Raw genomic sequence first — 21,997 nt, forward strand, 5'->3', positions numbered from 1 at the left:
CCGGGTGGAGGCTTCGCCTTACCCGGCCTGCATTGCTAAATACGGCAACTTTCGTTGCCGTTTTGCTTTTATTTTGCGTCGTCCGGCAACGCATACGCGACAATATAGTCGCCCATCTTCGTGCCAAACGAGCCGTGACCACCCGCAGAGATGACAACATACTGCTTGCCATTCACTTCATAGGTCATCGGCGTTGCCTGTCCACCGGCCGGCAGACGGCCTTGCCACAGTTTCTCACCGTTGGTCATGTTGTAAGCGCGCAGGTAGTTATCTGCGGTTGCCGCGATGAACAGCACGTTACCGGCGGTGGAGATAGGGCCGCCCAGCATTGGCATACCCATATTGAACGGCACCGGAACCGGCATCGGGAACGGCATGCTGTCCTGTGGCGTACCAATACGTTTTTTCCAGACGATCTGGTTGGTTTTCAGATCCAGACCGGAGATGTAACCCCAGGCAGGCTGTTTACACGGCAGGCCAAACGGAGACAGGAACGGGTTCAGCGTTACGCCAAAGGGCACGCCGTACTGCGGCTGAATACCCGCTTCGGTACCGCTGCCTTTCGCGTCTTTCGGCTGCTCCATTGGGTTACCCGGACCGCGAGGGATCAGACGGGAAACGAACGGCAGCGCCATTGGGTTGGCAATCGCCACCTGACGGTTAGGGTCGACGGAGATACCGCCCCACTCGAACATTCCCAGGTTGCCCGGGAAGACCAGCGTGCCCTGCTCAGACGGCGGCGTAAAGATGCCTTCATAGCGCAGCTGATGGAACATCACGCGGCACACCAGCTGGTCAAACATGGTGGCACCCCACATGTCTGCACCGCTGAGGTCTTTCTTCGGACGGAAGCTCAGGTCAGAGAACGGCTGGGTTTTGCTGACGTAATCGCCTTTAGCCGCACCCTGCGGAACCGGTTTTTCCGGGGCTGGCACAACCAGTTTACCGTTGCTGCGATCCAGTACGAAGATGTTGCCGGTCTTGGCCGGAGCGTAAATGACCGGTACGGTTTTGCCGTTTACGGTAATGTCGGCCAGCGTCGGCTGGGAAGGCATATCCATATCCCACAGATCGTGGTGAACGGTCTGGTAGCTCCACGCCAGCTTACCGGTGGTGGCGTTCAGCGCCAGGATAGCGCTCGCATAGCGTTCCTGCTCCGGCGTGCGGTTACCGCCCCAGATATCCGGCGTGGATACGCCCATTGGCAGATAGACCAGGTCCAGCTTCGCGTCATACGCGGCAGGCGCCCAGGAGTTTGGCGAGTTGAAGGTAAAGGTGTGCTCGTCCGATGGGATCGCGTTTGGATCTTTCGCGCCCGGGTCGAAGGCCCACAGCAGTTTACCGGTGTTCACGTCAAAACCGCGGATGACGCCGGAGGTTTCACGCGTGGAGAAGTTATCCGTTACCGAACCGGCAATCACGATGGTTTTATCGGTGATGATTGGCGGCGAGGTTGGCTCATACAGACCCGGCGTGGTGTCAGGCATGTTGGTCTGCAGGTTCAGGATACCTTTGTTCGCAAAGGTTTCGCACAGCTTGCCCGTTTCGGCGTTGATGGCGAACAGACGGCCATCGTTCACCGGCAGCATAATGCGGCGAGGACAGTCGGCAATAACTTCCGGGCTGGCATTATCGGCACGCGCTTCGTGGTAAGAAACGCCGCGGCAGGTGACATGCTGGAAGGACGGATTGGAGTTCAGCTGTGGATCAAAGTGCCATTTCTCTTTACCGGTGGCCGCGTCGAGCGCGAACAGACGCTGGTGCGCCGTACACAGGTAAAGCATGTTGCCCACTTTAATCGGGGTCACTTCGTTGGTCAGCTCGCCCGGATCGTTTGGCATCTTCAGGTCGCCGGTACGGAATACCCAGGCTTCCTTCAGGTTTTTCACGTTGTCCGCGTTGATCTGCTTCAGCGGGGAGTAACGTTGACCTTCCTGGTTACGACCGTAGGCCGGCCAGTCACCGTCCGCCACCTGCGAGATAGCCGCCGCAGGCGTGGATTCCGCGTTCAGCGTACCGTTGATCTCCTGCGGGTCGTTAAAGCCGGCCCAGGTGAGAATGCCGCCGCTGATTAACAGCGCTACCACCAGCGCCGCAACGGCACCGCTGGAAGGGACAATCAGGCGACGCCAGACAAACGGCAGGATCAGCCAGATACCGAAGAAGACCAGGATGTCGCTGCGCGGGGTCAGGGCCCAGAAGTCGAAACCGACTTCCCAGACGCCCCAGATCATCGTGGCGAGGAGCAGCGCGGCATACAGCCACAGTGCGGATTGTTTTCTACGCCAGAGCAGGACGGTTACGCCAAGCATAACCAGGCCCGCAATCGGGTAGTACCAGGAGCCGCCGATCGCGACCAGCCACACGCCACCGATTAACAGGTACAGGCCGCAGAAGGCGGCGAATAGCGCTGTTAGTGTCACCAGTAGACGCGGCTGTTTAGAGTTTGTTTCAGCCATAGAAAGTGTACTCGTCAGTTTTTGTTAATAATTTGCTAGCAACTAATTATAGGTATTAACAAGTGTGATCGGAATCACAATATTTGCTTTTTATAACTCATACGCCAGGCTTATCCATTTGCTGATATAATGGCTGGCTTGCGTTTCAATGCCTGGAATCAATTCATTCGCATTGAGAGATTTTCATTAAAATCATATGGTTAGTAATATGAAACATACTGTTGAAGTGATGATCCCGGAAGCCGAGATCAAAGCGCGTATCGCCGAACTGGGTCGTCAAATCACCGAACATTACAAGGACAGCGGCAGCGAAATGGTGCTGGTCGGTCTACTGCGTGGCTCTTTCATGTTCATGGCGGACCTGTGCCGTGAAGTGCAGGTGCCACACGAGGTCGATTTTATGACCGCCTCCAGCTACGGCAGCGGCATGTCCACAACCCGTGATGTGAAAATCCTGAAAGATCTGGATGAAGATATTCGTGGCAAAGATGTGTTGATCGTTGAGGACATCATCGACTCCGGCAACACCCTTTCAAAAGTGCGCGAGATCCTGAGCCTGCGCGAGCCGAAGTCGCTGGCGATTTGTACGCTGCTGGATAAACCGGAGCGTCGTGAAGTGCAGGTGCCGGTGGAGTTTGTCGGTTTCTCCATCCCGGACGAATTCGTGGTGGGCTACGGCATTGATTACGCGCAGCGCTATCGTCATCTGCCGTATGTTGGGAAAGTGGTATTGCTGGACGAGTAATTGCGGGCTGATGCCCTCACCCCAGCCCTCTCCCACGGGGAGAGGGTGAAAACCCCCGGCTTTATTTATGGTTCACATGCTTAAGCTTGAGGTTGGCAATCCCCGAACGGTAACGCTGCTCCAGCGTTTCGCGGTTGGTGGCGGTGACTTCCAGATTGCGCAGCAGGCCATCGTGAATACCGTACGCCCAGCCGTGAATTGACACCTTCTGCCCGCGCTTCCACGCCGACTGCATTATGGTCGAATGCCCAAGGTTATATACCTGCTCCATCACGTTGAGCTCGCACAGGGTGTCCATGCGTCTCTCCTGCGGCATTTCGCCGAGCAGTGAACTATGTTTGAACCAGATATCGCGAATGTGCAGAAGCCAGTTATCAATTAATCCCAGTTCCGGGTTTTCAACCGCCGCCTGCACGCCGCCGCAGCCGTAGTGGCCGCAAATAATGATGTGCTCGACTTCCAGAACGTCAACGGCATACTGAACCACGGAAAGGCAGTTGAGGTCGGTATGAATTACCAGGTTGGCGACGTTGCGGTGAACAAACAGTTCGCCGGGCTCAAGGCCGGTCAGGCGCTCGGCAGGTACGCGGCTGTCTGAACAGCCAATCCAGAGAAAGCGCGGGTTCTGGGCTTGTGCGAGTTTTCCAAAAAATCCGGGGTCTTCCTCCACCAGCATTTTTGACCATAGTGCATTGTTGCTAATGAGTGTATCTATGTCGTTCATGGAGGTTAGCGACCTGTAACCGAGTAATTGCGTTGCGCTACTATAGGGTAACCCGACTTTTAATGAAACCACACAACGTGTGTAAGAACTGAAGGTAAGTTAAATTCATGGCAATTGCACTGGAGCTTGAGCAGCTTAAAAAAACCTATCCGGGTGGCGTTCAGGCGCTACGCGGGATAGATCTAAAAGTAGAGGCCGGGGATTTTTACGCGCTTCTGGGGCCGAACGGGGCGGGGAAATCCACCACTATCGGGATCATCAGCTCGCTGGTGAACAAAACCTCCGGCCGCGTCAGCGTGTTCGGATACGATCTGCAAAAAGATGTGGTGAACGCCAAGCGCCAGCTGGGGCTGGTACCGCAGGAGTTCAACTTCAACCCGTTTGAAACTGTGCAGCAGATTGTCGTTAACCAGGCGGGGTATTACGGCGTTGAGCGTAAAGAGGCGCTTGAGCGCAGCGAAAAGTATCTGAAACAGCTCGACCTGTGGGAAAAGCGTAATGAGCGTGCGCGGATGTTGTCCGGCGGGATGAAGCGCCGCCTGATGATTGCCCGCGCGCTGATGCACGAGCCGAAGCTGCTGATCCTCGATGAACCGACCGCGGGCGTGGATATCGAACTGCGTCGTTCCATGTGGGGCTTCCTGAAGGATCTCAACGACAAAGGCACCACCATCATTTTAACCACCCACTATCTTGAAGAAGCAGAGATGCTGTGCCGCAACATCGGCATCATTCAGCACGGCGAGCTGGTGGAAAACACCTCGATGAAGGATCTGCTCTCCAAGCTGAAATCCGAAACCTTCATTCTCGATTTAGCGGCAAAAAGCGCGCTGCCAAAGCTGGAAGGGTACCAGTATCGCCTGGTGGATACCTCGACGCTGGAAGTGGAAGTGCTGCGCGAGCAGGGGATCAACAGCGTGTTTTCACAGCTGAGCGCGCAGGGGATTCAGGTTTTAAGCATGCGTAACAAAGCGAACCGACTGGAAGAGCTGTTTGTCTCTCTGGTGCAGGATAAACAAGGAGACAAGGCATGACGCATCTTTATTGGGTCGCGCTGAAAAGTATCTGGGCGAAAGAGATTAACCGCTTTATGCGTATCTGGGTGCAAACCCTGGTACCGCCGGTCATCACCATGACGCTCTATTTCATCATCTTCGGTAACCTGATCGGTTCCCGCATTGGTGAGATGCACGGTTTTACCTATATGCAGTTTATCGTGCCGGGCCTGATCATGATGGCGGTGATCACCAACGCCTACGCGAACGTGGCCTCGTCGTTCTTCAGCGCTAAGTTCCAGCGCAACATTGAAGAGCTGCTGGTGGCGCCGGTGCCGACGCACGTCATTATCGCCGGTTACGTGGGCGGCGGCGTGGCGCGCGGTCTGTGCGTGGGGATCCTGGTCACGGCGATTTCGCTGTTCTTCGTCCCGTTCCAGGTGCACTCGTGGCTGTTCGTGGCGCTGACTCTGCTGCTGACGGCAATCCTGTTCTCGCTGGCCGGTCTGCTGAATGCGGTGTTCGCCAAGACGTTTGACGACATCAGCCTGATCCCGACCTTCGTGCTGACGCCGCTGACCTATCTTGGCGGGGTGTTCTACTCCCTGACGCTGCTGCCGCCGTTCTGGCAAGCGCTGTCGCACCTGAACCCGATTGTCTACATGATCAGCGGCTTCCGGTTTGGCTTCCTGGGCATTACCGATGTTCCGCTGTTTACCACGGTAGCGGTGCTGGTGGTGTTCATCATCGCCTTCTACCTGCTGTGCTGGTATTTGATCCAGCGCGGGCGCGGTCTGCGTAGCTAACCCTCTGCCCGGCGACGCTCTGGTTGCCGGGCACTTTCTTTGACGGTTATCACCGTAAGCAAACCTTCACTCCGCTAAACTACTTGCCTGCTAAGGAGAGAGTTATGCTGGGATGGGTTATCACCTGCCACGATGAACAGGCACAGGATATGCTGGCCACGCTTGAAGCCAGATTTGGACCGCTGGCGCAGTGCCGCGCGGTAAACTACTGGCGTGGGCTCAGCACCAACATGCTCAGCCGGATGATGTGCGATGCCCTGCATGAAACGGACACCGGTGATGGCGTGATTTTTCTTACCGATAAATCCGGTGCTGCGCCTTACCGGGCCGCGGCGCTGCTGAGCCACAAGTATAATAATTGTGAAGTGATCTCCGGTATCAGCCTGCCTTTACTCGAAACCCTGTATCCTTTTCGCGCCTCATTAAGCAGTGCTGAATTTCGAAATACCATTGTGGCGCAGGGACCGCCGGAAGTGAGCAGCCTGTGGCATCAGCAGCAGAAGAACCCGCCTTTCGTTCTGCTTCACGATCTGTATAAGCATTAAACATTGGTATTGATGTCGCTTTTGCTACAATGGCGACTGATTTCCCGTGTCGATTTATATCCTATGTTCATGCGCGTTATCTTTCTCCTTTTGCTGCTGGTTTCCGGCGGGGCGTCTGCCAGCCTGATAAGTCAGCAAGGGCTTCCTGCTCAATATATGCAAACCACTGAGGATGCGGCCATCTGGGCTCAGGTGGGTAACTCCGTGGTTAACGTGGGCAATATCCGCGCCGGGCAGATCCTCGCGGTCTTTCCCGCCGCGGCGGATTATTATGAATTTCGCTTCGGATTCGGCACGGGATTTATCGATAAAGAGCATCTGGAGAAAGTGCAGGGCAAGCAGCGCGTTGAGGACAGCCTGGGCGATCTGAACAAGCCGCTCAGTAACCAGAACCTCATCACCTGGAAAGATACGCCCGTCTATAACGCGCCCAGCAGCGGAAGCGCGCCCTTTGGCACCCTTAGCGCCAACCTGCGTTATCCCATTCTGAACAAACTTAAAGACCGTCTGAATCAGACCTGGTATCAGATCCGCATCGGCAACCGCCTGGCGTGGATCAGCAGCCTGGATGCGCAGGAAGATAACGGCATTCCGGTTCTGACCTACCACCATATCCTGCGCGATGAGGAGAACACCCGTTTTCGTCATACCTCTACCACCACCAGCGTGCGCGCGTTCAGCAACCAGATGACCTGGCTTCGAGACCAGGGTTACACCACGCTGACGATGTACCAGCTGGAAGGTTACGTGCGTAACAGGATGAACCTGCCCGCGAAGGCGGTGGTGATTACCTTTGACGACGGCCTGAAGTCGGTGAGCCGGTACGCGTATCCTGTGTTGAAAGAGTACGGCTTCAACGCGACGGCGTTTATCATTTCGTCACGAATAAAAGGCCATCCGCAAAAGTGGGACCCGAAATCGCTGCAGTTTATGAGCGTTCAGGAAATCAAAGGCATTCAGGACGTGTTCGACATTCAGTCGCACACTCACTTCCTGCACCGCGTGGACGGGTATAAACATCCGATCTTACTGAGCCGCAGCTATCACGTGATCCTGTTTGATTTTGAGCGTTCCCGCCGCGCGCTGGCGCAGTTCAACCCGCGCGTGCTGTATCTTTCGTATCCGTTCGGCGGCTATGACAATAAAGCGATCAAGGCGGCGAACGATGCCGGTTTTCATCTGGCGGTGACGACGGTGAAAGGGAAGGTGAAGCCGGGGGATAATCCGTTCTTACTGAAACGCCTGTATATTTTAAGAACGGATTCGCTGGAGACCATGTCGCGGCTGATCAGCAATCAGCCGCAGGGGTAGGTTAGTAGTAATTTATTGAGAAGGTCGCAACGCCTTTATAATTACCGGCTGTAAGTGGTTCGTTATAGTTTCTGCCCATATCAGCCATAAATGGTAAATTTACCGATGAGTTCGTACCTACCTGGTACCAATTATCTGAATCGTCACGGAATCCCTCAAGCGATGTGTATGCATAGGCACCGTCGTTAACCACCAGTCCCGAAGTTGGCTCTGTTGTAAACCGTGCCCAAAGTGATATTTGAAGTCCTTTAGCTGCATTGGAAGTCAGTGTATTTCCAAGCTGACTTTTATCACTGCCTGTAACGGCAGCGCTCACTTTGAGCTTAACGGCACCAACGTTATTACAGCCCTGAAGTTGTAGGTTGAAAGCCTTGGATGGGAAAAAACCTGTCCTGATAGAAGAGAACATCGCTTCGCCGAAGTCGACGTTATTTGTGCCGTTGTTAACGGTTGCGACCTTACAGGTGGAGGCTGATACCGGAATACTGAAACTCGACGTGGTGACATCGAAATACCAGGGCTTGTTGTTAGTGTCGGTATGGTTACCGATTGACATCCCCCCAATGCGTGCAGAGGCTTTAGGGGTAATTTTCGTTGCGCCATTCATGTTGCCCGTAAACTCACCGTTGTTCTGGTAGAGCTTAATCTGAATTTTCCAGTTATGGCTTACATTCGGCGCATGAACGCCCAGCGATTCCCATCTTCCAAGGGTGGGTGAGAACCAGGCTCCGGGGTTATTATCGCTGTAGACCCGCACCGCATAATAAATTCCCGTTATATTCGTCGGCCACACAGCGGTATCGTTATCAGCACCTTTATTATCGTAGGTGATGTTTTCCATCGTGTCGCCATCGTCACCGGGATCGCATTCGGACCAAAGTGCAGGCGTGAGGGAGGCGTCATACACCTCACCAATCTCCATCATGCCTACATATCCTGCAAACGTGTTGAAATAGACCGGCGTACCTGAGGAACCGTTGATAATGGTCGACGAACCGCCTTCGCCATAAGCGCCAAAGTGACATTCACTTGCCAGAGAAGCACTGGCGTAAGTCAAAAACAGGAGTGCCGTCATCATCTTTATAATGACGTGGCCATGCTGATATCCCTTTTTATTCATGAGTAATTTCCTTTTCTACTCTATTTATAGGTTGCGTTAACGATAACTCTGCTTGTGACTTTACCTGCCGTGACCGTACCGGTATTTTGCAGGCGCGCGTAGAATGGGTATTCTTTTGCCCAGTCATCGGTATTGGTATCAAGCGCAACGCTGGAGGTTCCATCCGAATTTAAGACGTTGGTATTCAATGCCTTTGAAAAAATGACCACGCCCGTGTTATCCGCACCGCCTTCAGCCACGCTGGTCTCGTTAATAAAGACCTGGTGAGATCCCGTTGGCCAAATTTTACTTTGCGGCTGAAAGCTAAAAATAAGCTTTGTGATGGCTTCAGCACCACCCGCGCACTCTTCCACTTTTACCTTAAACTCGGTGCCTGATGCAGCATCCGTTGGTTGCAGTCGTGTGCTGCCGTCTGAATTATAAAACCATGATTTTCCCACCGTCGGTAAATACACTTTACCGTCACCGGAAATGGATACCTGACATGTGTTTTCAATAATGTTGGCATTAAGCGTAATATCCATGCCTGGTTCTTCTGCCAGGCATGGGGCAGACCAATGCCAACTGAGTAGCCCTGCCAAGAGAGTGAATCTTTTCAGGCTATTATTTTTTATATTTCGCAACATGGCTGCCCCGTCTACTTTACTTACTGATAAGTTACAACAAAGGTGACTGGTGCACTGACGTTACCTGTCGTGACATTGCTGATGGTCTTTCCTTTCGCAATGACAATACGGGCAGCTAAGTCCATCGTTCCTGTGCCACTGCTGATGGTGACGTTTTGCTTCGAGGTTGTTTTACAGCTTAAGAGCGTGCCGCTGCCTGCTGTTCCTTTCCAGACCTCAAATGCCGCTGCATTACCTGCATCGAAAGAGTCGCCATCTTTTGCATCGCCCGAACAGTTACCGCCCGTACCTTTTGTTGTCTCTACTGAAGCAGATTTAACGCCAGCGCAGCCGCTAAAGGCAATTTTGAAAGGTTCACTGTGACTTTGCGCCGTCAGGTCAGATTTATACACGTCGCCAAAAGCCAGCGTGCTGATCGCGGTGCCGGCAGCGTTCTGTACCTGCGCCGTACATGTGCCAACTTCTACCGTTGAGGTAAACGTTCCTGATACGCTTGTGGTGCCGGTAATGGCGCTGGCCGCGCTGGTAAACATGCCGGCAGAAACAGCCAGAGCAATCAATGTGGAGGATGTCATTTTCATTAGTGCGTTTCCTTCCGCTTATTCGTAGACAAAGTTAAAAGTTGCCGTGGCGCTAAAATTACCCGCTGTTGCTTTCCCTGTCTGGGTTTCGACCAGACGAGCAATAAGAGGAACCTCTTTGCCGCTAATTTCTGAGGTTGTCCAGACCAGACGTTTTGTATCGTCAGTCGAGTTGATTACAAAAGGCGCATCCGGTGCGGAGACACGGGCGATACTGACGCCCAGATAATCTGATGCAGAAGAAGTTGCGGCGTTGACTATGACGGTATCGACATAACCCGATGCAGTGCCGGTGATCGTCGTTTTTAGCGCAGCGAGGCTGCTCGGGCACTCAGTAATTTTCAGCTTGAACTGGGTGCTGGCAGCATCTGAGCCACTCATAATATCACCCAGGTTGGTTTTCCCGCCCGTACCGATTGGAATAGTATTGTTGGTGCCATTACCCGTACCCCCTTCGATTTTCATGTCACAGGTGGTTTCACGCAGTGAGGCTGTGAAGCTGACGTCAAGATCGACAGCCTGCGCTGGCGACTGCAATGTCATGATCAGCAATGCGCTGAGCGGTGCGAGTGATAAAACTTTCTTCATTAAAATAACTCCCTGTATAAAAAAAATTACATTTGGCATGTTTGATTGTTAAGCAGCGTGGTCAGCCCGACTTTCTGAGCGGATGGCGTAATGTGATAATTAACGGTGCATGAGCTGCCTGCCTCACTCCCCCAAACCACACGCAATTTACCGCTCTCCTCTACACCACGGACATAGGCCTGACCCGCCTGACCGACGGAGCCGACAGATTCACCTTTTTCGTTAAGCACATCTGCTCCGAGTGGAATAAAGCTGTTATCTGAACGATGCAGTTCGAGCAGCAGTGAACGACCCTGATCGGTCTCAAAATCGACGCGAAGAATGGCCCCGCTACGAGGCACAGCCACCGTACTGGTACTTTTGACTTCAACGTCCGCGTCCATTTCTGAAATATCAATACCCACCGTGTTTTCACGGTATGCGGTGAGATAAGGCATGATGGCATAGCCAGAACTACCGATGACGCCATCACCAATGCTTAGATGCGCGCCCTTGGCGCCCGGTGCGTTTACCAGCGCCAACGTATCCGTATCGCCAATACTGCCTGGCGCAAGCGTAATGCCGCCGGAGTGGACCAGCATGCCGCCGCTGTAGCTCAATGAATACTGGCGACTGTTGTCATCGCTCGCTGATGCTGAAAGGCTCAACGGCCCATACTGGCTGTTGTAGCTGCCGTAACCGCCAATTTGATTCAGGTCTCCGCTGTCAGAGTGGTTAGTGCTGGCGTTCACGCTGTAGTTAAAGCGATAGTCTTCTGAGTTGCCGTTTGCACTGGTATTGAATGTCGTGCTGTCTTTAAAGTCAGAGTTCACGCTCATATTGACGCTTGAGAAGCCGCCCGGGTGTTTGTTATTACCCAGCAGATTCTCCAGCGGGATGTTCAGGCTTAAATAAAGGCTGTCATCCTTCTCGCCGTATTCGTCATAGCTTCGCTGCAGTGAGATACTGTAACTACCTAGCCAGAACGAGTTGTTGTAGCCCATGGAATACTGTGATGTTGAGCTCGACTCCGTCCAGTAATCCTGCCAGCTTCCGTTAACGTACAGAGAGCCGTAATCATCCTTACCGACGGTAAGCGGCTGACTTACGTTAACCTGAACCTGGTTTTTCATACGCTGGAAACGGTTATAGACGTCTTCACTCGTGTGATCTGGGTTACGTGAGGTATCCCGGTATTTAATATCCTCTGAAAGAGAGGCTGCGTCGTTCAGCGTCAGGTAATCTTCCGTCGAGAAGCGATAGGCCGCGACGTTGAATGAGGTGTTGGTATCACTCAGTAACTTACTCCAGGAAAGACGATAACTTTGCCCGGTCAGTCTTCCCACTCCGTCTACATCGGCATCAGAATGGGTGACGTCAAGTGCAAACGCACCTATTCCCGTGTTCATGGCAATACCCAGCAGGCCAGATAAATAATCTGTGTCCATATACTGCATCCCGGCGTAGCCGGTGAAGGTATTGCTCAGGCCATAATAGCCAGTAAGATAAGCAACGCGTGGTTTGTCTTTCAGACCATTGTCATTAAGCTCGCCAGCGCCAATGTCCCAACGTCCATAGCCGGGGCGCAGCATTTGGCTCACCGAAGAGTAAGGCACAGAGAAATTACGCTGGCTACCATCAGACTCTTCGATAGTGACGATCAGATCGCTGCCGTAACCGGTGGTGCTGAGGTCGTCGATCTCAAATGCGCCAGGCGGTACGGTGCTTTCATAAATCTTGTTGCCATTTTGGGATATGGTCACTTTTGCGTTAGTTTTTGCAACGCCGCGGATGGTTGGGGCATAGGTCGAGACACCGCCTGGCAGCATACGGTCGTCGTTGTACATACGCACACCACGCAGGTTGATGGCGTTAAATGTGTCGCCACGAGTATAGGAATCCCCTAACAACAGCTGAGCGCGCAGAGCAGTAACATCACGCTGAAGGTAGGCTTCCTGGCTGCTATAGTCAGTGCCTTCATCCTCAGACCAGTTGAGGGTGCCGCGAGAGCGTAAACGCCATGGCCCCATATTCAGCCCATACTTCAGGCCCGCATAGGCAGTATCTTCTGAACCGTAGGCACTATCTGAATGCCACGCGTTAAGATCATAAGAAAGTATGCCCGCGGTGATACCATCCTCCCAAAGAGAAGGATCAACATAACCACCCGGGTGGCGCTCAACATAAATCTGAGGCACGCTAAGGCTCAGCTCCTGCGTGCTCGCATCGAAGTCCCATGAAGAACCAGACAGTTGGTCATTGAGTGATACGCAGATTTCATGGCCATCTTCTTCTTTGCTAAGGGCGTCTTTTAAAGGCTCAGCTTTGATGCCAACTTGCAGCAAAATTTTAGGCGTAAAGCAAGGTGTGGCACGTGTTGTACCATTTTCTTTAAAGGTAAAATCCGTCAACAGTTTCTTCTGGCCGTTAAGCAATATCTGCGTTTTAAAGGTGCCAGGCACCACGGGGTTCCCGCGAGAAAAGCGGCTTACGTCGATATTCGTCCCTGTGTTAAACAGAAACTGATCGTTGAATTCAACCTCTTCATTAGAAGAGGTTGAAGCTGAAGCATCGGCAGCCAGGGCCGATGTTTGCAAGGCTGCGCAAATGGCAAGGCAAAGAAAAGATGGGCGAAGAAACATTGCTATCACTAGTCCGTTAGCTGCGAAAGTTGGTTGCTGTTATTTATTTAATTTATTTGCGCTTCATGCGGCTCTGAACCACCAAAGTCATTGATTGTGTTGTACATGACTTTGGAAATACGTGCGCTTGCAGCTTCTTTTACCTGATAGGTCTGGCTGTCAAATGGCGCAATATAATGAGGTTCAATATTAATTTTTTTACCGCCGACGGTGGCCTCTAATTTCGCTAATGACACGTAATAAGGCGAATCATTACGGGCAATTAACGACGCATTACTTTGTGTCCATTTCAGCTGGCCAGCAGCAATAGAGGCATCTCCGGTCAGACCTTTAGGACGGAAGAACATTTTTATGCGGGTACGGAATGCCAGCTGCAATAAGTTTTGCGCATCACCGCCTTTCGCTTTTGGTGGAATTTCAAGCACGTTGAACCAGTAAAGGGATTCTCTGTCTTTCGGCATAGGTTGGCCCAGCCAGGTAATACGAACCGTCTGGCCTTTTGCCGCGTCAACGCGTGAAACAGGTGGTGTTACAATAAAAGGAAGTTTTAATTCTTGCGGGTTAACTTCGTCACGGCCATCATCAAGCCAGGTCTGTACCAGCAGGGGTTTGTTACCCCTGTTTTCCATTTTTACCGTCACATCTTTTGCGGTCTCAGGGTAAATAACCCGAGTGCCAGAAATAACGATATCCGCTAACGCGGAATAAGAAAAACAGCAAGTGGTGCTCAATAACAGAGCAGCAAGAGTTTTTTTAAACGGGCGCATAATATTCATCCTTAAACAAAAAATGCGCCCACCTCATCCGTGAGCGCATGTATTAATTAATCAATTGATTATTTGTAGCTCATGGTGAAGGTAACGTTGCTGCTGACCTTACCAGAAGAAACATCATTGGTGCCTTTTACCCAGTCGGCGCTTGGAACGTAAGCAACGCGGTAAGCCAGGGTACCTTCGCCAGCAGTCAGAGTAGCTTCCTGAGTGTCGTTACCTGGCTGGCCGATCAGAACGCGATCGGAGCTTGCAGAAGTGTTGTTATAGAGCGCCAGGCTAACGTTGTCAGCGTGACCCGCTACAGTTGGGTCAGCTTTCAGAGTACCGTTGGTCAGTTCAGCGAACTGCTGAGAGGAGAAGGTCGCCGTCGCTTTGGTCAGGGTATCCGGGCACTCGCTCAGGTGAAGTTCGAACTCTTTAGATCCAACACCTTTGTCAACTGTGGTGCCTTCAACATCAGATACTTTTACAACTGGCAGGGTAACGGTAACGTTGTTTGCTTCTACGCCATTATTGGTAGTAACAACGCAGGTGGTATCCGTTACTGCGCCATCAAAGGTGATCAGGCCAACATCCGCAGCCATTACTGATACAGAACCCATTGCCATTACAGCTACAGCAGTAGCCAGAATAGTTTTCTTAAACATATCTATAACATCCATTTATTCGTTATTAGAAAAAAGCTTAATTTTTCGCGCTTAGAGATAAAGCGAGGTGAATATAATATTGTTTTTAGGCAAAATATATTAAGAAGTGCTTGAATGATTTTGTAGTTTAACTGAAGTTATTTTTGATTATGTTGAGGATAATTAGTCTTGCGGAAAATCTCTTTAATATCAGCTGGTAATTTCGTGCGATGTTCGATTTGTCTGAAGGAAGTGTGGTTTTGTTAGTAAATATTACGCAAGAAATAATTGTGAGTGAAGCGATATTTGCTCATGAATTTTTATGCGTATTTTATTTTGATGTATTTGGTGAGGATATGATTCACGTTGGAAAAAAGCAAGGTAAGGGGGTATTTAATACGGGAAGCGAATGATTAATAGAGGTATGTTTCTGAATGTAAGTTAAATTAATGTGGGAGGGGTATAATTCATGTGAATTGTTGGGCTGAATAAATTATCCAGCCCAATAGAGATTCAGGCTACCTGAACCGGAATCGCCTTCGCAGTGCGTTTCATGTCGTTGTCGCCTTCAAAATAGGCTACTTTTGGCTGCCAGCGACGCGCTTCTTCGTCAGACATCATCACGAAGCTGGCGATGATCACGATATCACCCACGTCCGCACAGTGCGCCGCCGCGCCGTTAACGGAGATGATTTTGGACCCGCGCTCGGCGGCGATGGCGTAGGTAGAGAAGCGTTTGCCGTTGTTCACGTTCCAGATATCAATCGCTTCGTTTTCAAGAATACCCGCCGCGTCGAGGAAGTCCTGGTCAATGGCGCAGGAGCCTTCATAGTGCAGGTCGGCCTGGGTGACTTTCACTCGGTGAAGCTTACCTTGCAGCATTTTGCGAATCATTACGTTTACCTTTAATTATCCAGGGTGAAGAACTACGCCAGCTCAACCACTTTATTGTCGATAAGGCGTGCCTGGCCGAGCCATGCCGCCACCAGAATCACCGCGCGTTTGCTGGTCTGCGTCAGTTCAAGCAGGGTATCAGCGTCGCGGATTTGAATATCGTCAGCGCGGAAGCCTTTGTCGTTCAGCGCCTGCTCTGCAAGGGAGACGATCTCTTCTGCCGCCAGCTCTTTCGCCAGCAGCTGTTCCGCCATGGCGTTCATGACCTTGCTTAAGCCCGGCGCGATCTTGCGCTGGTCAGCGGTCAGGTAGCCGTTGCGGGAGCTGAGCGCCAGACCGTCTTTCGCACGCACAATCGGTACGCCGACGATCTCAATATCGTAACCCATGTCAGCAACCATCTTGCGAATCAACGCCAGCTGCTGGAAATCTTTCTCACCGAAGCAGGCAACGTCCGGCTGCACCAGGTTAAACAGCTTGCTGACGATGGTGGAGACGCCGCGGAAGTGGCCCGGACGGCTTGCTCCTTCCAGCATGGTAGAAATGCCGGGGACATCAACGTACGTCGCTTCGTCGGTGCCCTGCGGGTAGATATCCGCCGGGGCCGGTGAGAAGACGATGTCTGCGTGGCGCTTTTTAAGCTTCTCGCAATCTTCCTGCAGGGTGCGCGGATAGCGTGCCAGGTCATCGGCGCGGTCAAACTGCATTGGGTTAACGAAGATACTGACCACCACGATATCTGCGCGGGCTTTTGCTTCGTCCACCAGCTTCATATGGCCGTCATGCAGGTTACCCATGGTCGGGACCAGTGCGATACGTTTACCTTCCTGACGCGCGCGACGAATATGCTGGCGAAGCAGCGGCAGGGTTTCAATGATTAGCACAACGAGACTCCTTAATGGAAACTGTGTTCTTCACCCGGGTAAACACCGGATTCAACGTCGGCAATATACTGCCTGACCGCAGCGCGCATGTCGCCCGCTTCAGTGAGGAAATTTTTGGCAAATTTCGGGATATGCCCGCCGGTAATACCAAAGGCGTCGTGCATCACCAGAATCTGACCGTCAGTGACATTGCCGGCGCCAATACCAATCACCGGAATGGAGATCGCGTCGGTGATGCGTTTCGCCAGCTCAACCGGCACGCACTCCAGTACCAGCAGCTGTGCGCCGGCGGCTTCCAGCGCCAGGGCATCCTCAAACAGCGTCTGCGCTGCGTCGCCGCGGCCCTGCACCTTATACCCGCCAAAGATGTTGACGGACTGCGGGGTCAGGCCCAAATGACCGCACACCGGCACGGCGCGCTCGGTGAGCATTTTCACCGTCTCCACCAGCCAGGCGCCGCCTTCAATTTTGACCATGTTAGCGCCAGCGCGCATCACCGCCGCCGCGTTTTCAAATGCCTGCTCTGGCGTGGCATAGGCCATAAACGGCAGGTCGGAAAGCAGAAGGCACGTCGGCGCACCGCGGCGTACCGCACGGGTGTGATATGCAATATCTTCAACCGTGACCGGCAGGGTGGAATCATGTCCTTGTACCGTCATCCCTAACGAATCTCCGACCAGCATGACGTTGATACCCTCTTCAGCAAACAGTTTTGCGAAGCTGTAGTCATACGCGGTGATGGTGGCGAAGCGTTTTTTTTCCTGTTTGCATTTCTGCAGTAAGGAGATGGTGGTTGGTTTCATACTGTTTCCTGATAGCCCAAAAGCGAATCTTTGCGCATTCTAACAGTAACATTCGAGGGAACAATGATTTTAGGCAACCGATTAACCACAATTATTCTGAGGTCAACCGGTGAGGGAAGAGGCTCACCAGCGAGCAGGTCTTTCCGCGCTGAGGTTGTCCAGAACGGCCTTGAGCGGGATGCCTTCCGGGAAAGTAAGATCGGGTGCCACTTCAAAGAGCGGCCAGAGCATAAAACCACGGTTTTTCATGTCGTAATGCGGTACGGTGAGGCGTTCAGTGTTAATCACCTCATGGCCGAACAGCATAATATCAAGATCAAGCGTGCGCGGCCCCCAGCGTTCGGCTTTGCGTACGCGCCCCTGCTGCAGTTCGATGCGCTGAGTGTTGTCCAGCAGCGTGTCGGCATCGAGGGACGTTTCCAGCACCACGGCGGCGTTCAGATAATCAGGCTGATCCTGCGGGCCGAGCGGCGGCGTGCGGTAAAACGAGGATACCGCCACGATCCGGCTTTGCGGGATCTCGCCCAGCGCCTGTACGGCAGCGTTAACCTGCTCCAGCGGAGAGGCTAAATTGCTGCCGATGGCGATATACGCGAGTGTCATGCCGTACCTTCACGACGCGGCGCGCGTTTGCGCGGACGACGATGACGGCGACGCGGGGCTGGCTCTTCATCCAGCCCGGTCAGCATATCTTTTTGCTCCGGCGGGGCGGAAACCTGGAATTCAGCCCACCACTGCGCCAGGCGCTGCAGCTCCTGATTGCGTTCAGTTTCCGCACGCAGCGACAGCAGGTCGAAGGCGGCGCGGAACTTTGGATGCTCCATCAGCTTCCAGGCACGCTTCCCCTGGCGGCGGGACATGCGCAGCTGAAGCTGCCAGATGTCACGCACCAGCGTGGTAATACGTTTCGGGATTGCCAGCGTGCGGCACCCTTCGTCCAGTACGTCGTTCGCGGCCAGCGCGAAGGCATCGTAATAGGCGAGGCCGCTCTCCTGGGTGATTCTCTGAGCCGTTTCCAGCAGGGGATACCAGAACATTGCCGCAAACAGGAACGCCGGGTTCACGCGCATATCGTTATGGATGCGGTTGTCGGTATTTTTCAGCACCTGCGCAATCATGCGCTCCATTGGGCTGTCACCATTTTCGGTGAAGTACCGGGTAATGGTCGGGAACAGCGGCTGGAACAGATTGTATTCGCGCAGCAGATTGTAGGTTTCAAACCCGTAGCCGGCCTGCAAAAGCTTCAGCGCCTCTTCAAACAGGCGGGCAGGCGGCACGTCGTTAATCAGCGTCGCCAGACGCGGGATCGGCTCTGCGGTTTCCGGGCTGATGCGCATGTTCAGCTTGGCGGCAAAACGAACGGCGCGCAGCATGCGCACCGGATCTTCACGATAGCGCGTTTCCGGCGTGCCGATCAGGCGGATCAGACCCTCTTTCAGGTCCTGCATGCCGCCGACGTAATCGCGCACGGTGAAATCCGCCACGCTGTAATAAAGACTGTTGATGGTGAAGTCGCGGCGTTGGGCATCTTCTTCGATAGAGCCGAAGATATTGTCGCGCAGCAACATGCCGTTCTGGCCGCGCTGTGACGTGGTGCGATCGGATGCGCCCGCTTCGTGGTGGCCGCGGAAGGTCGCCACTTCGATGATTTCCGGCCCAAACATCACGTGAGCCAGACGGAAACGGCGGCCAACGAGACGGCAGTTACGGAATAATTTACGCACCTGCTCGGGCGTGGCGCTGGTCGTCACGTCGAAATCTTTCGGTTTTTTGCCCAGCAGTAAATCACGCACCCCACCGCCAACGAGATAGGCCTCGTAGCCCGCTTTATTCAGACGATAGAGCACCTTGAGGGCATTTTCACTGATATCTTTGCGGGAAATATTGTGCTGCTCACGCGGAATAACCGACATGTGTGGCTGTGCAATAGCGTCGTTCGCCATGCTCTCTTCGCGGCTTAGCACTTTACGGCAAAAATTAGCGACTCGGGTAAAAATGGTACACCTCGTAGTGTGTTTTGTTATGAAAAAAGCGGCTAATCATAGCTCAGCGCAACGCATTTGAGAATGCTGGATTTTTGGCACTGCCGCGAGCGTCCAGTTGGCAACGGCCATTTTCAGCAGTTCGTCAACGCGCAGATCCTGCCATTCGTTGGTTACATTCTGGTTGAGAAATCGCAGCGCGTCGATCAAAACAGGACGCGGATCGCCGTCTGGCAGGGCCGGGGCGTGGTTCTGCTTGGAGAGCTTAACGCCCTGCGCATTGACCGCCAGCGGCAGATGAATGTAATCCGGCGCCGTCCAGCCAAACTGATGATAAAGCGAGATTTGCCGTACGGTCGGCTCGACCAGGTCCGCCCCGCGCACAATTTCCGTGACGCCCTGGAAACGATCGTCGACGACCACCGCCAGGTTATACGCAAACAGACCATCACGACGATGAATAATAAAATCTTCACATGCCAGACGTTCTTCCGCCCTAATCTCACCGGAGAGCCGATCGTGGAAGCGGGTGACGGGCGCACGCTGTAGCAAGCGTACGGCGGCATTTTCCGGGGGAAGATTCAGCGTGCGGCAGTGACCGTCATAAACCCCTCCCACGCCCTGAATACGCGCGCGGGTACAGGTGCAGTTATAAGAGAGCCCCTGAGCGCTGAGCCAGGCCAGGCGTTCCCGATAGGCTTCATGACGCTGTGACTGCCACAGAACGTCGCCGTCCCAGTGAAGGCCGTAATGTTCCAGCTGACGCAGAATGGTGTCTGCAGCACCGGGAACTTCACGCGGAGGGTCAATATCTTCGATGCGGACGAGCCATTTGCCCTGACTGGCGCGAGCCTGCAGGTAGCTGCCGAGCGCGGCAATTAATGAGCCGAAGTGTAATTCACCGGAAGGAGATGGCGCGAAGCGCCCAATATAGTGTGATTCAGACATATCAACAGTAACAAGGCGGGAGAGACTCCCGCCTTTGGAGTGTATAAACAGCGCTGGCGTTAGCCGGCCATCTGTTTTTCGCGGATTTCTGCCAGCGTTTTACAGTCGATGCACAGATCGGCGGTTGGACGCGCTTCCAGGCGACGAATACCGATTTCAACACCGCAGGATTCGCAGTAGCCAAAATCTTCGTCTTCGACTTTTTTCAGCGTTTTCTCGATCTTTTTGATCAGTTTGCGTTCGCGGTCACGGTTACGCAGTTCGAGGCTGAACTCTTCTTCCTGAGCGGCACGGTCTACCGGATCCGGGAAGTTAGCAGCTTCATCCTGCATATGCGAAACGGTGCGATCCACTTCATCCCTGAGTTGATTACGCCATGCTTCAAGAATACGCTTGAAGTGCGACAGCTGGGCTTCGTTCATATACTCTTCGCCCGGCTTCTCTTGATACGGCTCCACCCCAGCGATGGCGAGAATACTCAGGGACGATGTTTTACGGTTTTGCCCTTCTTGCATGTTGCTTCTCCTTAACACGCACTATCGATCCCCGTGTTGGGGGAAAAATCAGGTCGCTATAAATAGCAGATGCTTTTCCGTATGGCAATTATCTAAACGTAACACTTGACAAGCCTGTGAGGAAAAGCGTATTTGCGCACGCGGCCAGAACACTTATTCATCAATCGTCTAATCCCTTATAAGACAATGGGAAGAGACGATCTCAGAGTCATATTATCGGCAGAAAGTTCCGCTTTATAAGCTAAAACCTCTACCCCCTGCTTTTGTGCCTCATTCAACAGTTGTGCGTATTTAGGATCGATATGGCGGGCAGGGGAAAACCGTTCAATCGCTGTATGCAACACCGCAAACAGCAATACGGCGCGTTTGCCCGCCGCCGCAACACTCATTAGCTCTCGCAGATGCTTCTGCCCGCGTAGCGTTACCGCATCCGGAAAGAAGCCATTTTCCTGTTCCGCTAACGTCACTGATTTTACTTCAATATAGCACTCAGGCCGGTCTTCCGCCTGTAACATGAAGTCAATTCTGCTGCCTTCATCGCCATATTTCACTTCTGTTTTATGCGTACCGTAACCCACCAGTTCGGGAATGGTGCCATTAGTCAGCGCTTCCTTAACCAGCTGATTTGCACGCAGGGTATTAACACAAATAAACGCCCCGTTTTGCGTTTCGGTTATTTCCCAGGTATGGGGATATTTGCGTTTAGTATTTTCTGAAGTGGAATACCAGACCGTGTCACCCGGCGCGGCGCATCCGGTCATGGCGCCGGTGTTGGGGCAGTGCAGGGTAAGCTCTTCGCCTTCTGGCGTCACCACGTCCGCGAGGAAGCGTTTGTAGCGTTGGATCAGCGTGGCGGACTGGAGTGCAGGACTAAACTTCATCAGAATTCCTTGTGGTGTCGCCCAGCGTCCAGCGCTGTAGCGGCTTGTAGCGGGTGCGTCCCTGTGCAAAGACGGATTCATAAAGCGTGAATTCATTAACCGGAAAAGCCCAGCGAAAGCCCGGCGGCGGAATGGCAGCGGCCTGACCGGCATTGCGCAGCAGCGTGATGTGCGGATGAAACGGCTGCGGGCTCTGGTAACAGCCGCTGCGCGCTGCCTGCGCGCGCAGCATATTGGCGAGCTGTAACAACCCGCGCGGCGGCTGGCGCGTGCCCAGCCAGACCACGCGCGAACGCAGCCACTGACCCGCGTCGTCGAGATGCAGCGTGAACGGTGGCTGAGAAATTCGCCCGGCCATGGCGGCTAACGCCCGCTGTTTTTCGGCGCTCACGTCACCCAAAAAGGCCAGCGTCAGGTGCAGGTTAGCCGCCGCAACGGGCCGGCCCGCTTCCGGCGGAAAATGTTCCGCGCGCCAGCGAACGATTTGCCGCTGTAGGGTGGTGGGCAATTCAATGGCAAAAAACAGCCGTTTCGACTCAGACATACGGGGGACTCGGTAATGATATGCGC

The 21,997-nt window shown here is 53.3% G+C and carries 24 protein-coding genes; 6 read left to right on the forward strand and 18 right to left on the reverse strand.

The features are described from left to right. Nucleotides 1-68: 68 nt before the first annotated feature. Nucleotides 69-2,459 carry a glucose/quinate/shikimate family membrane-bound PQQ-dependent dehydrogenase gene (locus USG84_RS10165; protein WP_253540736.1) on the reverse strand — a complete coding sequence of 797 codons (2,391 nt, stop codon included), beginning with the start codon at nucleotides 2,457-2,459 and terminating at the stop codon, nucleotides 69-71. Between the two features lie 208 nt (nucleotides 2,460-2,667). Between USG84_RS10165 and hpt the strand changes: the two genes are divergently transcribed. Continuing rightward, on the forward strand, nucleotides 2,668-3,204 hold the full coding sequence (hpt, locus tag USG84_RS10170) for a hypoxanthine phosphoribosyltransferase (protein ID WP_032644976.1): 537 nt from the start codon (nucleotides 2,668-2,670) through the stop codon (nucleotides 3,202-3,204). 61 nt (nucleotides 3,205-3,265) lie between these two features. Here hpt and can read toward each other — a convergent pair whose 3' ends face one another. Further along, complete coding sequence (can, locus tag USG84_RS10175; RefSeq protein ID WP_014882586.1) at nucleotides 3,266-3,928, reverse strand: carbonate dehydratase; 663 nt, start codon at nucleotides 3,926-3,928, stop codon at nucleotides 3,266-3,268. Nucleotides 3,929-4,035: 107 nt separating this feature from the next. On the opposite strand from can, the gene USG84_RS10180 reads away from it, so the two are divergent. The 4 genes from USG84_RS10180 (at nucleotide 4,036) to USG84_RS10195 (ending at nucleotide 7,585) form a co-directional block, all read left to right on the forward strand. Beyond that, nucleotides 4,036-4,962, forward strand: a complete 927-nt coding sequence (locus tag USG84_RS10180; protein WP_151413504.1) for an ABC transporter ATP-binding protein — start codon at nucleotides 4,036-4,038, stop codon at nucleotides 4,960-4,962. Then, nucleotides 4,959-5,729: an ABC transporter permease gene (locus tag USG84_RS10185; protein ID WP_023334536.1), complete on the forward strand. Its 771-nt coding sequence runs from the start codon at nucleotides 4,959-4,961 to the stop codon at nucleotides 5,727-5,729. Before USG84_RS10180 ends, USG84_RS10185 begins: the two co-directional genes overlap by 4 nt. Nucleotides 5,730-5,833: 104 nt before the next feature. Then, the gene (locus USG84_RS10190) at nucleotides 5,834-6,274 is read left to right on the forward strand and encodes a PTS sugar transporter subunit IIA (RefSeq protein WP_151413505.1); all 441 of its coding nucleotides are present in this window, start codon (nucleotides 5,834-5,836) and stop codon (nucleotides 6,272-6,274) included. Between the two features lie 63 nt (nucleotides 6,275-6,337). Continuing rightward, nucleotides 6,338-7,585, forward strand: a complete 1,248-nt coding sequence (locus USG84_RS10195; protein WP_151413506.1) for a polysaccharide deacetylase family protein — start codon at nucleotides 6,338-6,340, stop codon at nucleotides 7,583-7,585. 1 nt (nucleotide 7,586) lies between these two features. On the opposite strand, the gene USG84_RS10200 is transcribed toward USG84_RS10195, so the two are convergent. From USG84_RS10200 to USG84_RS10230, 7 genes are all read right to left on the reverse strand, one after another. Next, nucleotides 7,587-8,705, reverse strand: a complete 1,119-nt coding sequence (locus tag USG84_RS10200; RefSeq protein WP_151413507.1) for a fimbrial protein — start codon at nucleotides 8,703-8,705, stop codon at nucleotides 7,587-7,589. A gap of 20 nt (nucleotides 8,706-8,725) precedes the next feature. After that, complete coding sequence (locus USG84_RS10205) at nucleotides 8,726-9,331, reverse strand: fimbrial-like protein (protein ID WP_253540740.1); 606 nt, start codon at nucleotides 9,329-9,331, stop codon at nucleotides 8,726-8,728. Nucleotides 9,332-9,351: 20 nt separating this feature from the next. After that, entirely contained in the window at nucleotides 9,352-9,906 is a 555-nt protein-coding gene (locus tag USG84_RS10210) for a fimbrial protein (RefSeq protein ID WP_414146788.1), read from the reverse strand. A gap of 24 nt (nucleotides 9,907-9,930) precedes the next feature. Further along, entirely contained in the window at nucleotides 9,931-10,500 is a 570-nt protein-coding gene (locus tag USG84_RS10215; protein ID WP_151413510.1) for a fimbrial protein, read from the reverse strand. Nucleotides 10,501-10,526: 26 nt separating this feature from the next. Further along, nucleotides 10,527-13,121, reverse strand: coding sequence for an outer membrane usher protein (locus USG84_RS10220; RefSeq protein ID WP_253540743.1), 2,595 nt, complete (start codon nucleotides 13,119-13,121; stop codon nucleotides 10,527-10,529). A 47-nt stretch (nucleotides 13,122-13,168) separates the two neighbouring features. After that, the gene (locus USG84_RS10225; RefSeq protein WP_253540746.1) at nucleotides 13,169-13,888 is read right to left on the reverse strand and encodes a fimbrial chaperone; all 720 of its coding nucleotides are present in this window, start codon (nucleotides 13,886-13,888) and stop codon (nucleotides 13,169-13,171) included. Nucleotides 13,889-13,956: 68 nt separating this feature from the next. Then, on the reverse strand, nucleotides 13,957-14,541 hold the full coding sequence (locus USG84_RS10230) for a fimbrial protein (protein WP_151413537.1): 585 nt from the start codon (nucleotides 14,539-14,541) through the stop codon (nucleotides 13,957-13,959). A gap of 209 nt (nucleotides 14,542-14,750) precedes the next feature. Here USG84_RS10230 and USG84_RS10235 point away from each other — a divergent pair, with 209 nt between their 5' ends. Then, nucleotides 14,751-14,933, forward strand: a complete 183-nt coding sequence (locus USG84_RS10235) for a hypothetical protein (protein WP_151413511.1) — start codon at nucleotides 14,751-14,753, stop codon at nucleotides 14,931-14,933. A 100-nt stretch (nucleotides 14,934-15,033) separates the two neighbouring features. Here the strand turns inward: USG84_RS10235 and panD are convergent, their stop codons facing one another. From panD to thpR, 9 genes are all read right to left on the reverse strand, one after another. Continuing rightward, nucleotides 15,034-15,414 carry an aspartate 1-decarboxylase gene (gene panD / locus USG84_RS10240; protein WP_006810068.1) on the reverse strand — a complete coding sequence of 127 codons (381 nt, stop codon included), beginning with the start codon at nucleotides 15,412-15,414 and terminating at the stop codon, nucleotides 15,034-15,036. Between the two features lie 32 nt (nucleotides 15,415-15,446). Continuing rightward, nucleotides 15,447-16,298: a pantoate--beta-alanine ligase gene (panC, locus tag USG84_RS10245; protein ID WP_061099193.1), complete on the reverse strand. Its 852-nt coding sequence runs from the start codon at nucleotides 16,296-16,298 to the stop codon at nucleotides 15,447-15,449. Nucleotides 16,299-16,309: 11 nt separating this feature from the next. Further along, a complete protein-coding gene (panB, locus tag USG84_RS10250; RefSeq protein ID WP_151413512.1) occupies nucleotides 16,310-17,101 on the reverse strand; it encodes a 3-methyl-2-oxobutanoate hydroxymethyltransferase in 792 nt (263 codons plus the stop codon). Between the two features lie 123 nt (nucleotides 17,102-17,224). After that, a complete protein-coding gene (gene folK, locus USG84_RS10255; protein WP_151413513.1) occupies nucleotides 17,225-17,704 on the reverse strand; it encodes a 2-amino-4-hydroxy-6-hydroxymethyldihydropteridine diphosphokinase in 480 nt (159 codons plus the stop codon). Then, nucleotides 17,701-19,098, reverse strand: coding sequence for a polynucleotide adenylyltransferase PcnB (gene pcnB / locus USG84_RS10260; protein ID WP_320727175.1), 1,398 nt, complete (start codon nucleotides 19,096-19,098; stop codon nucleotides 17,701-17,703). Before pcnB ends, folK begins: the two co-directional genes overlap by 4 nt. Before the next feature lie 42 nt (nucleotides 19,099-19,140). Then, the gene (gene gluQRS, locus USG84_RS10265) at nucleotides 19,141-20,031 is read right to left on the reverse strand and encodes a tRNA glutamyl-Q(34) synthetase GluQRS (protein ID WP_253540749.1); all 891 of its coding nucleotides are present in this window, start codon (nucleotides 20,029-20,031) and stop codon (nucleotides 19,141-19,143) included. 59 nt (nucleotides 20,032-20,090) lie between these two features. Then, a complete protein-coding gene (dksA, locus tag USG84_RS10270; RefSeq protein WP_013095632.1) occupies nucleotides 20,091-20,546 on the reverse strand; it encodes an RNA polymerase-binding protein DksA in 456 nt (151 codons plus the stop codon). A gap of 176 nt (nucleotides 20,547-20,722) precedes the next feature. Then, nucleotides 20,723-21,427, reverse strand: coding sequence for a DNA/RNA nuclease SfsA (gene sfsA, locus USG84_RS10275; protein ID WP_151413515.1), 705 nt, complete (start codon nucleotides 21,425-21,427; stop codon nucleotides 20,723-20,725). Further along, entirely contained in the window at nucleotides 21,417-21,971 is a 555-nt protein-coding gene (thpR, locus tag USG84_RS10280; protein WP_253540752.1) for an RNA 2',3'-cyclic phosphodiesterase, read from the reverse strand. Before thpR ends, sfsA begins: the two co-directional genes overlap by 11 nt. Nucleotides 21,972-21,997 lie beyond the last annotated feature (26 nt).

This window comes from Enterobacter sp. 168J2 (assembly GCF_034107265.1).
Lineage (GTDB): Bacteria > Pseudomonadota > Gammaproteobacteria > Enterobacterales > Enterobacteriaceae > Enterobacter > Enterobacter nematophilus.

Bases quoted from the DNA above. Each gene is read 5' to 3' on its own strand.
- USG84_RS10165 (WP_253540736.1), bottom strand. From the start codon at position 2,459: ATGGCTGAAACAAACTCTAAACAGCCGCGTCTACTGGTGACACTAACA.
- hpt (WP_032644976.1), top strand. From the start codon at position 2,668: ATGAAACATACTGTTGAAGTGATGATCCCGGAAGCCGAGATCAAAGCG.
- can (WP_014882586.1), bottom strand. From the start codon at position 3,928: ATGAACGACATAGATACACTCATTAGCAACAATGCACTATGGTCAAAA.
- USG84_RS10180 (WP_151413504.1), top strand. From the start codon at position 4,036: ATGGCAATTGCACTGGAGCTTGAGCAGCTTAAAAAAACCTATCCGGGT.
- USG84_RS10185 (WP_023334536.1), top strand. From the start codon at position 4,959: ATGACGCATCTTTATTGGGTCGCGCTGAAAAGTATCTGGGCGAAAGAG.
- USG84_RS10190 (WP_151413505.1), top strand. From the start codon at position 5,834: ATGCTGGGATGGGTTATCACCTGCCACGATGAACAGGCACAGGATATG.
- USG84_RS10195 (WP_151413506.1), top strand. From the start codon at position 6,338: ATGTTCATGCGCGTTATCTTTCTCCTTTTGCTGCTGGTTTCCGGCGGG.
- USG84_RS10200 (WP_151413507.1), bottom strand. From the start codon at position 8,705: ATGAATAAAAAGGGATATCAGCATGGCCACGTCATTATAAAGATGATG.
- USG84_RS10205 (WP_253540740.1), bottom strand. From the start codon at position 9,331: ATGTTGCGAAATATAAAAAATAATAGCCTGAAAAGATTCACTCTCTTG.
- USG84_RS10210 (WP_414146788.1), bottom strand. From the start codon at position 9,906: ATGACATCCTCCACATTGATTGCTCTGGCTGTTTCTGCCGGCATGTTT.
- USG84_RS10215 (WP_151413510.1), bottom strand. From the start codon at position 10,500: ATGAAGAAAGTTTTATCACTCGCACCGCTCAGCGCATTGCTGATCATG.
- USG84_RS10220 (WP_253540743.1), bottom strand. From the start codon at position 13,121: ATGTTTCTTCGCCCATCTTTTCTTTGCCTTGCCATTTGCGCAGCCTTG.
- USG84_RS10225 (WP_253540746.1), bottom strand. From the start codon at position 13,888: ATGCGCCCGTTTAAAAAAACTCTTGCTGCTCTGTTATTGAGCACCACT.
- USG84_RS10230 (WP_151413537.1), bottom strand. From the start codon at position 14,541: ATGTTTAAGAAAACTATTCTGGCTACTGCTGTAGCTGTAATGGCAATG.
- USG84_RS10235 (WP_151413511.1), top strand. From the start codon at position 14,751: ATGTTCGATTTGTCTGAAGGAAGTGTGGTTTTGTTAGTAAATATTACG.
- panD (WP_006810068.1), bottom strand. From the start codon at position 15,414: ATGATTCGCAAAATGCTGCAAGGTAAGCTTCACCGAGTGAAAGTCACC.
- panB (WP_151413512.1), bottom strand. From the start codon at position 17,101: ATGAAACCAACCACCATCTCCTTACTGCAGAAATGCAAACAGGAAAAA.
- folK (WP_151413513.1), bottom strand. From the start codon at position 17,704: ATGACACTCGCGTATATCGCCATCGGCAGCAATTTAGCCTCTCCGCTG.
- gluQRS (WP_253540749.1), bottom strand. From the start codon at position 20,031: ATGTCTGAATCACACTATATTGGGCGCTTCGCGCCATCTCCTTCCGGT.
- dksA (WP_013095632.1), bottom strand. From the start codon at position 20,546: ATGCAAGAAGGGCAAAACCGTAAAACATCGTCCCTGAGTATTCTCGCC.
- sfsA (WP_151413515.1), bottom strand. From the start codon at position 21,427: ATGAAGTTTAGTCCTGCACTCCAGTCCGCCACGCTGATCCAACGCTAC.
- thpR (WP_253540752.1), bottom strand. From the start codon at position 21,971: ATGTCTGAGTCGAAACGGCTGTTTTTTGCCATTGAATTGCCCACCACC.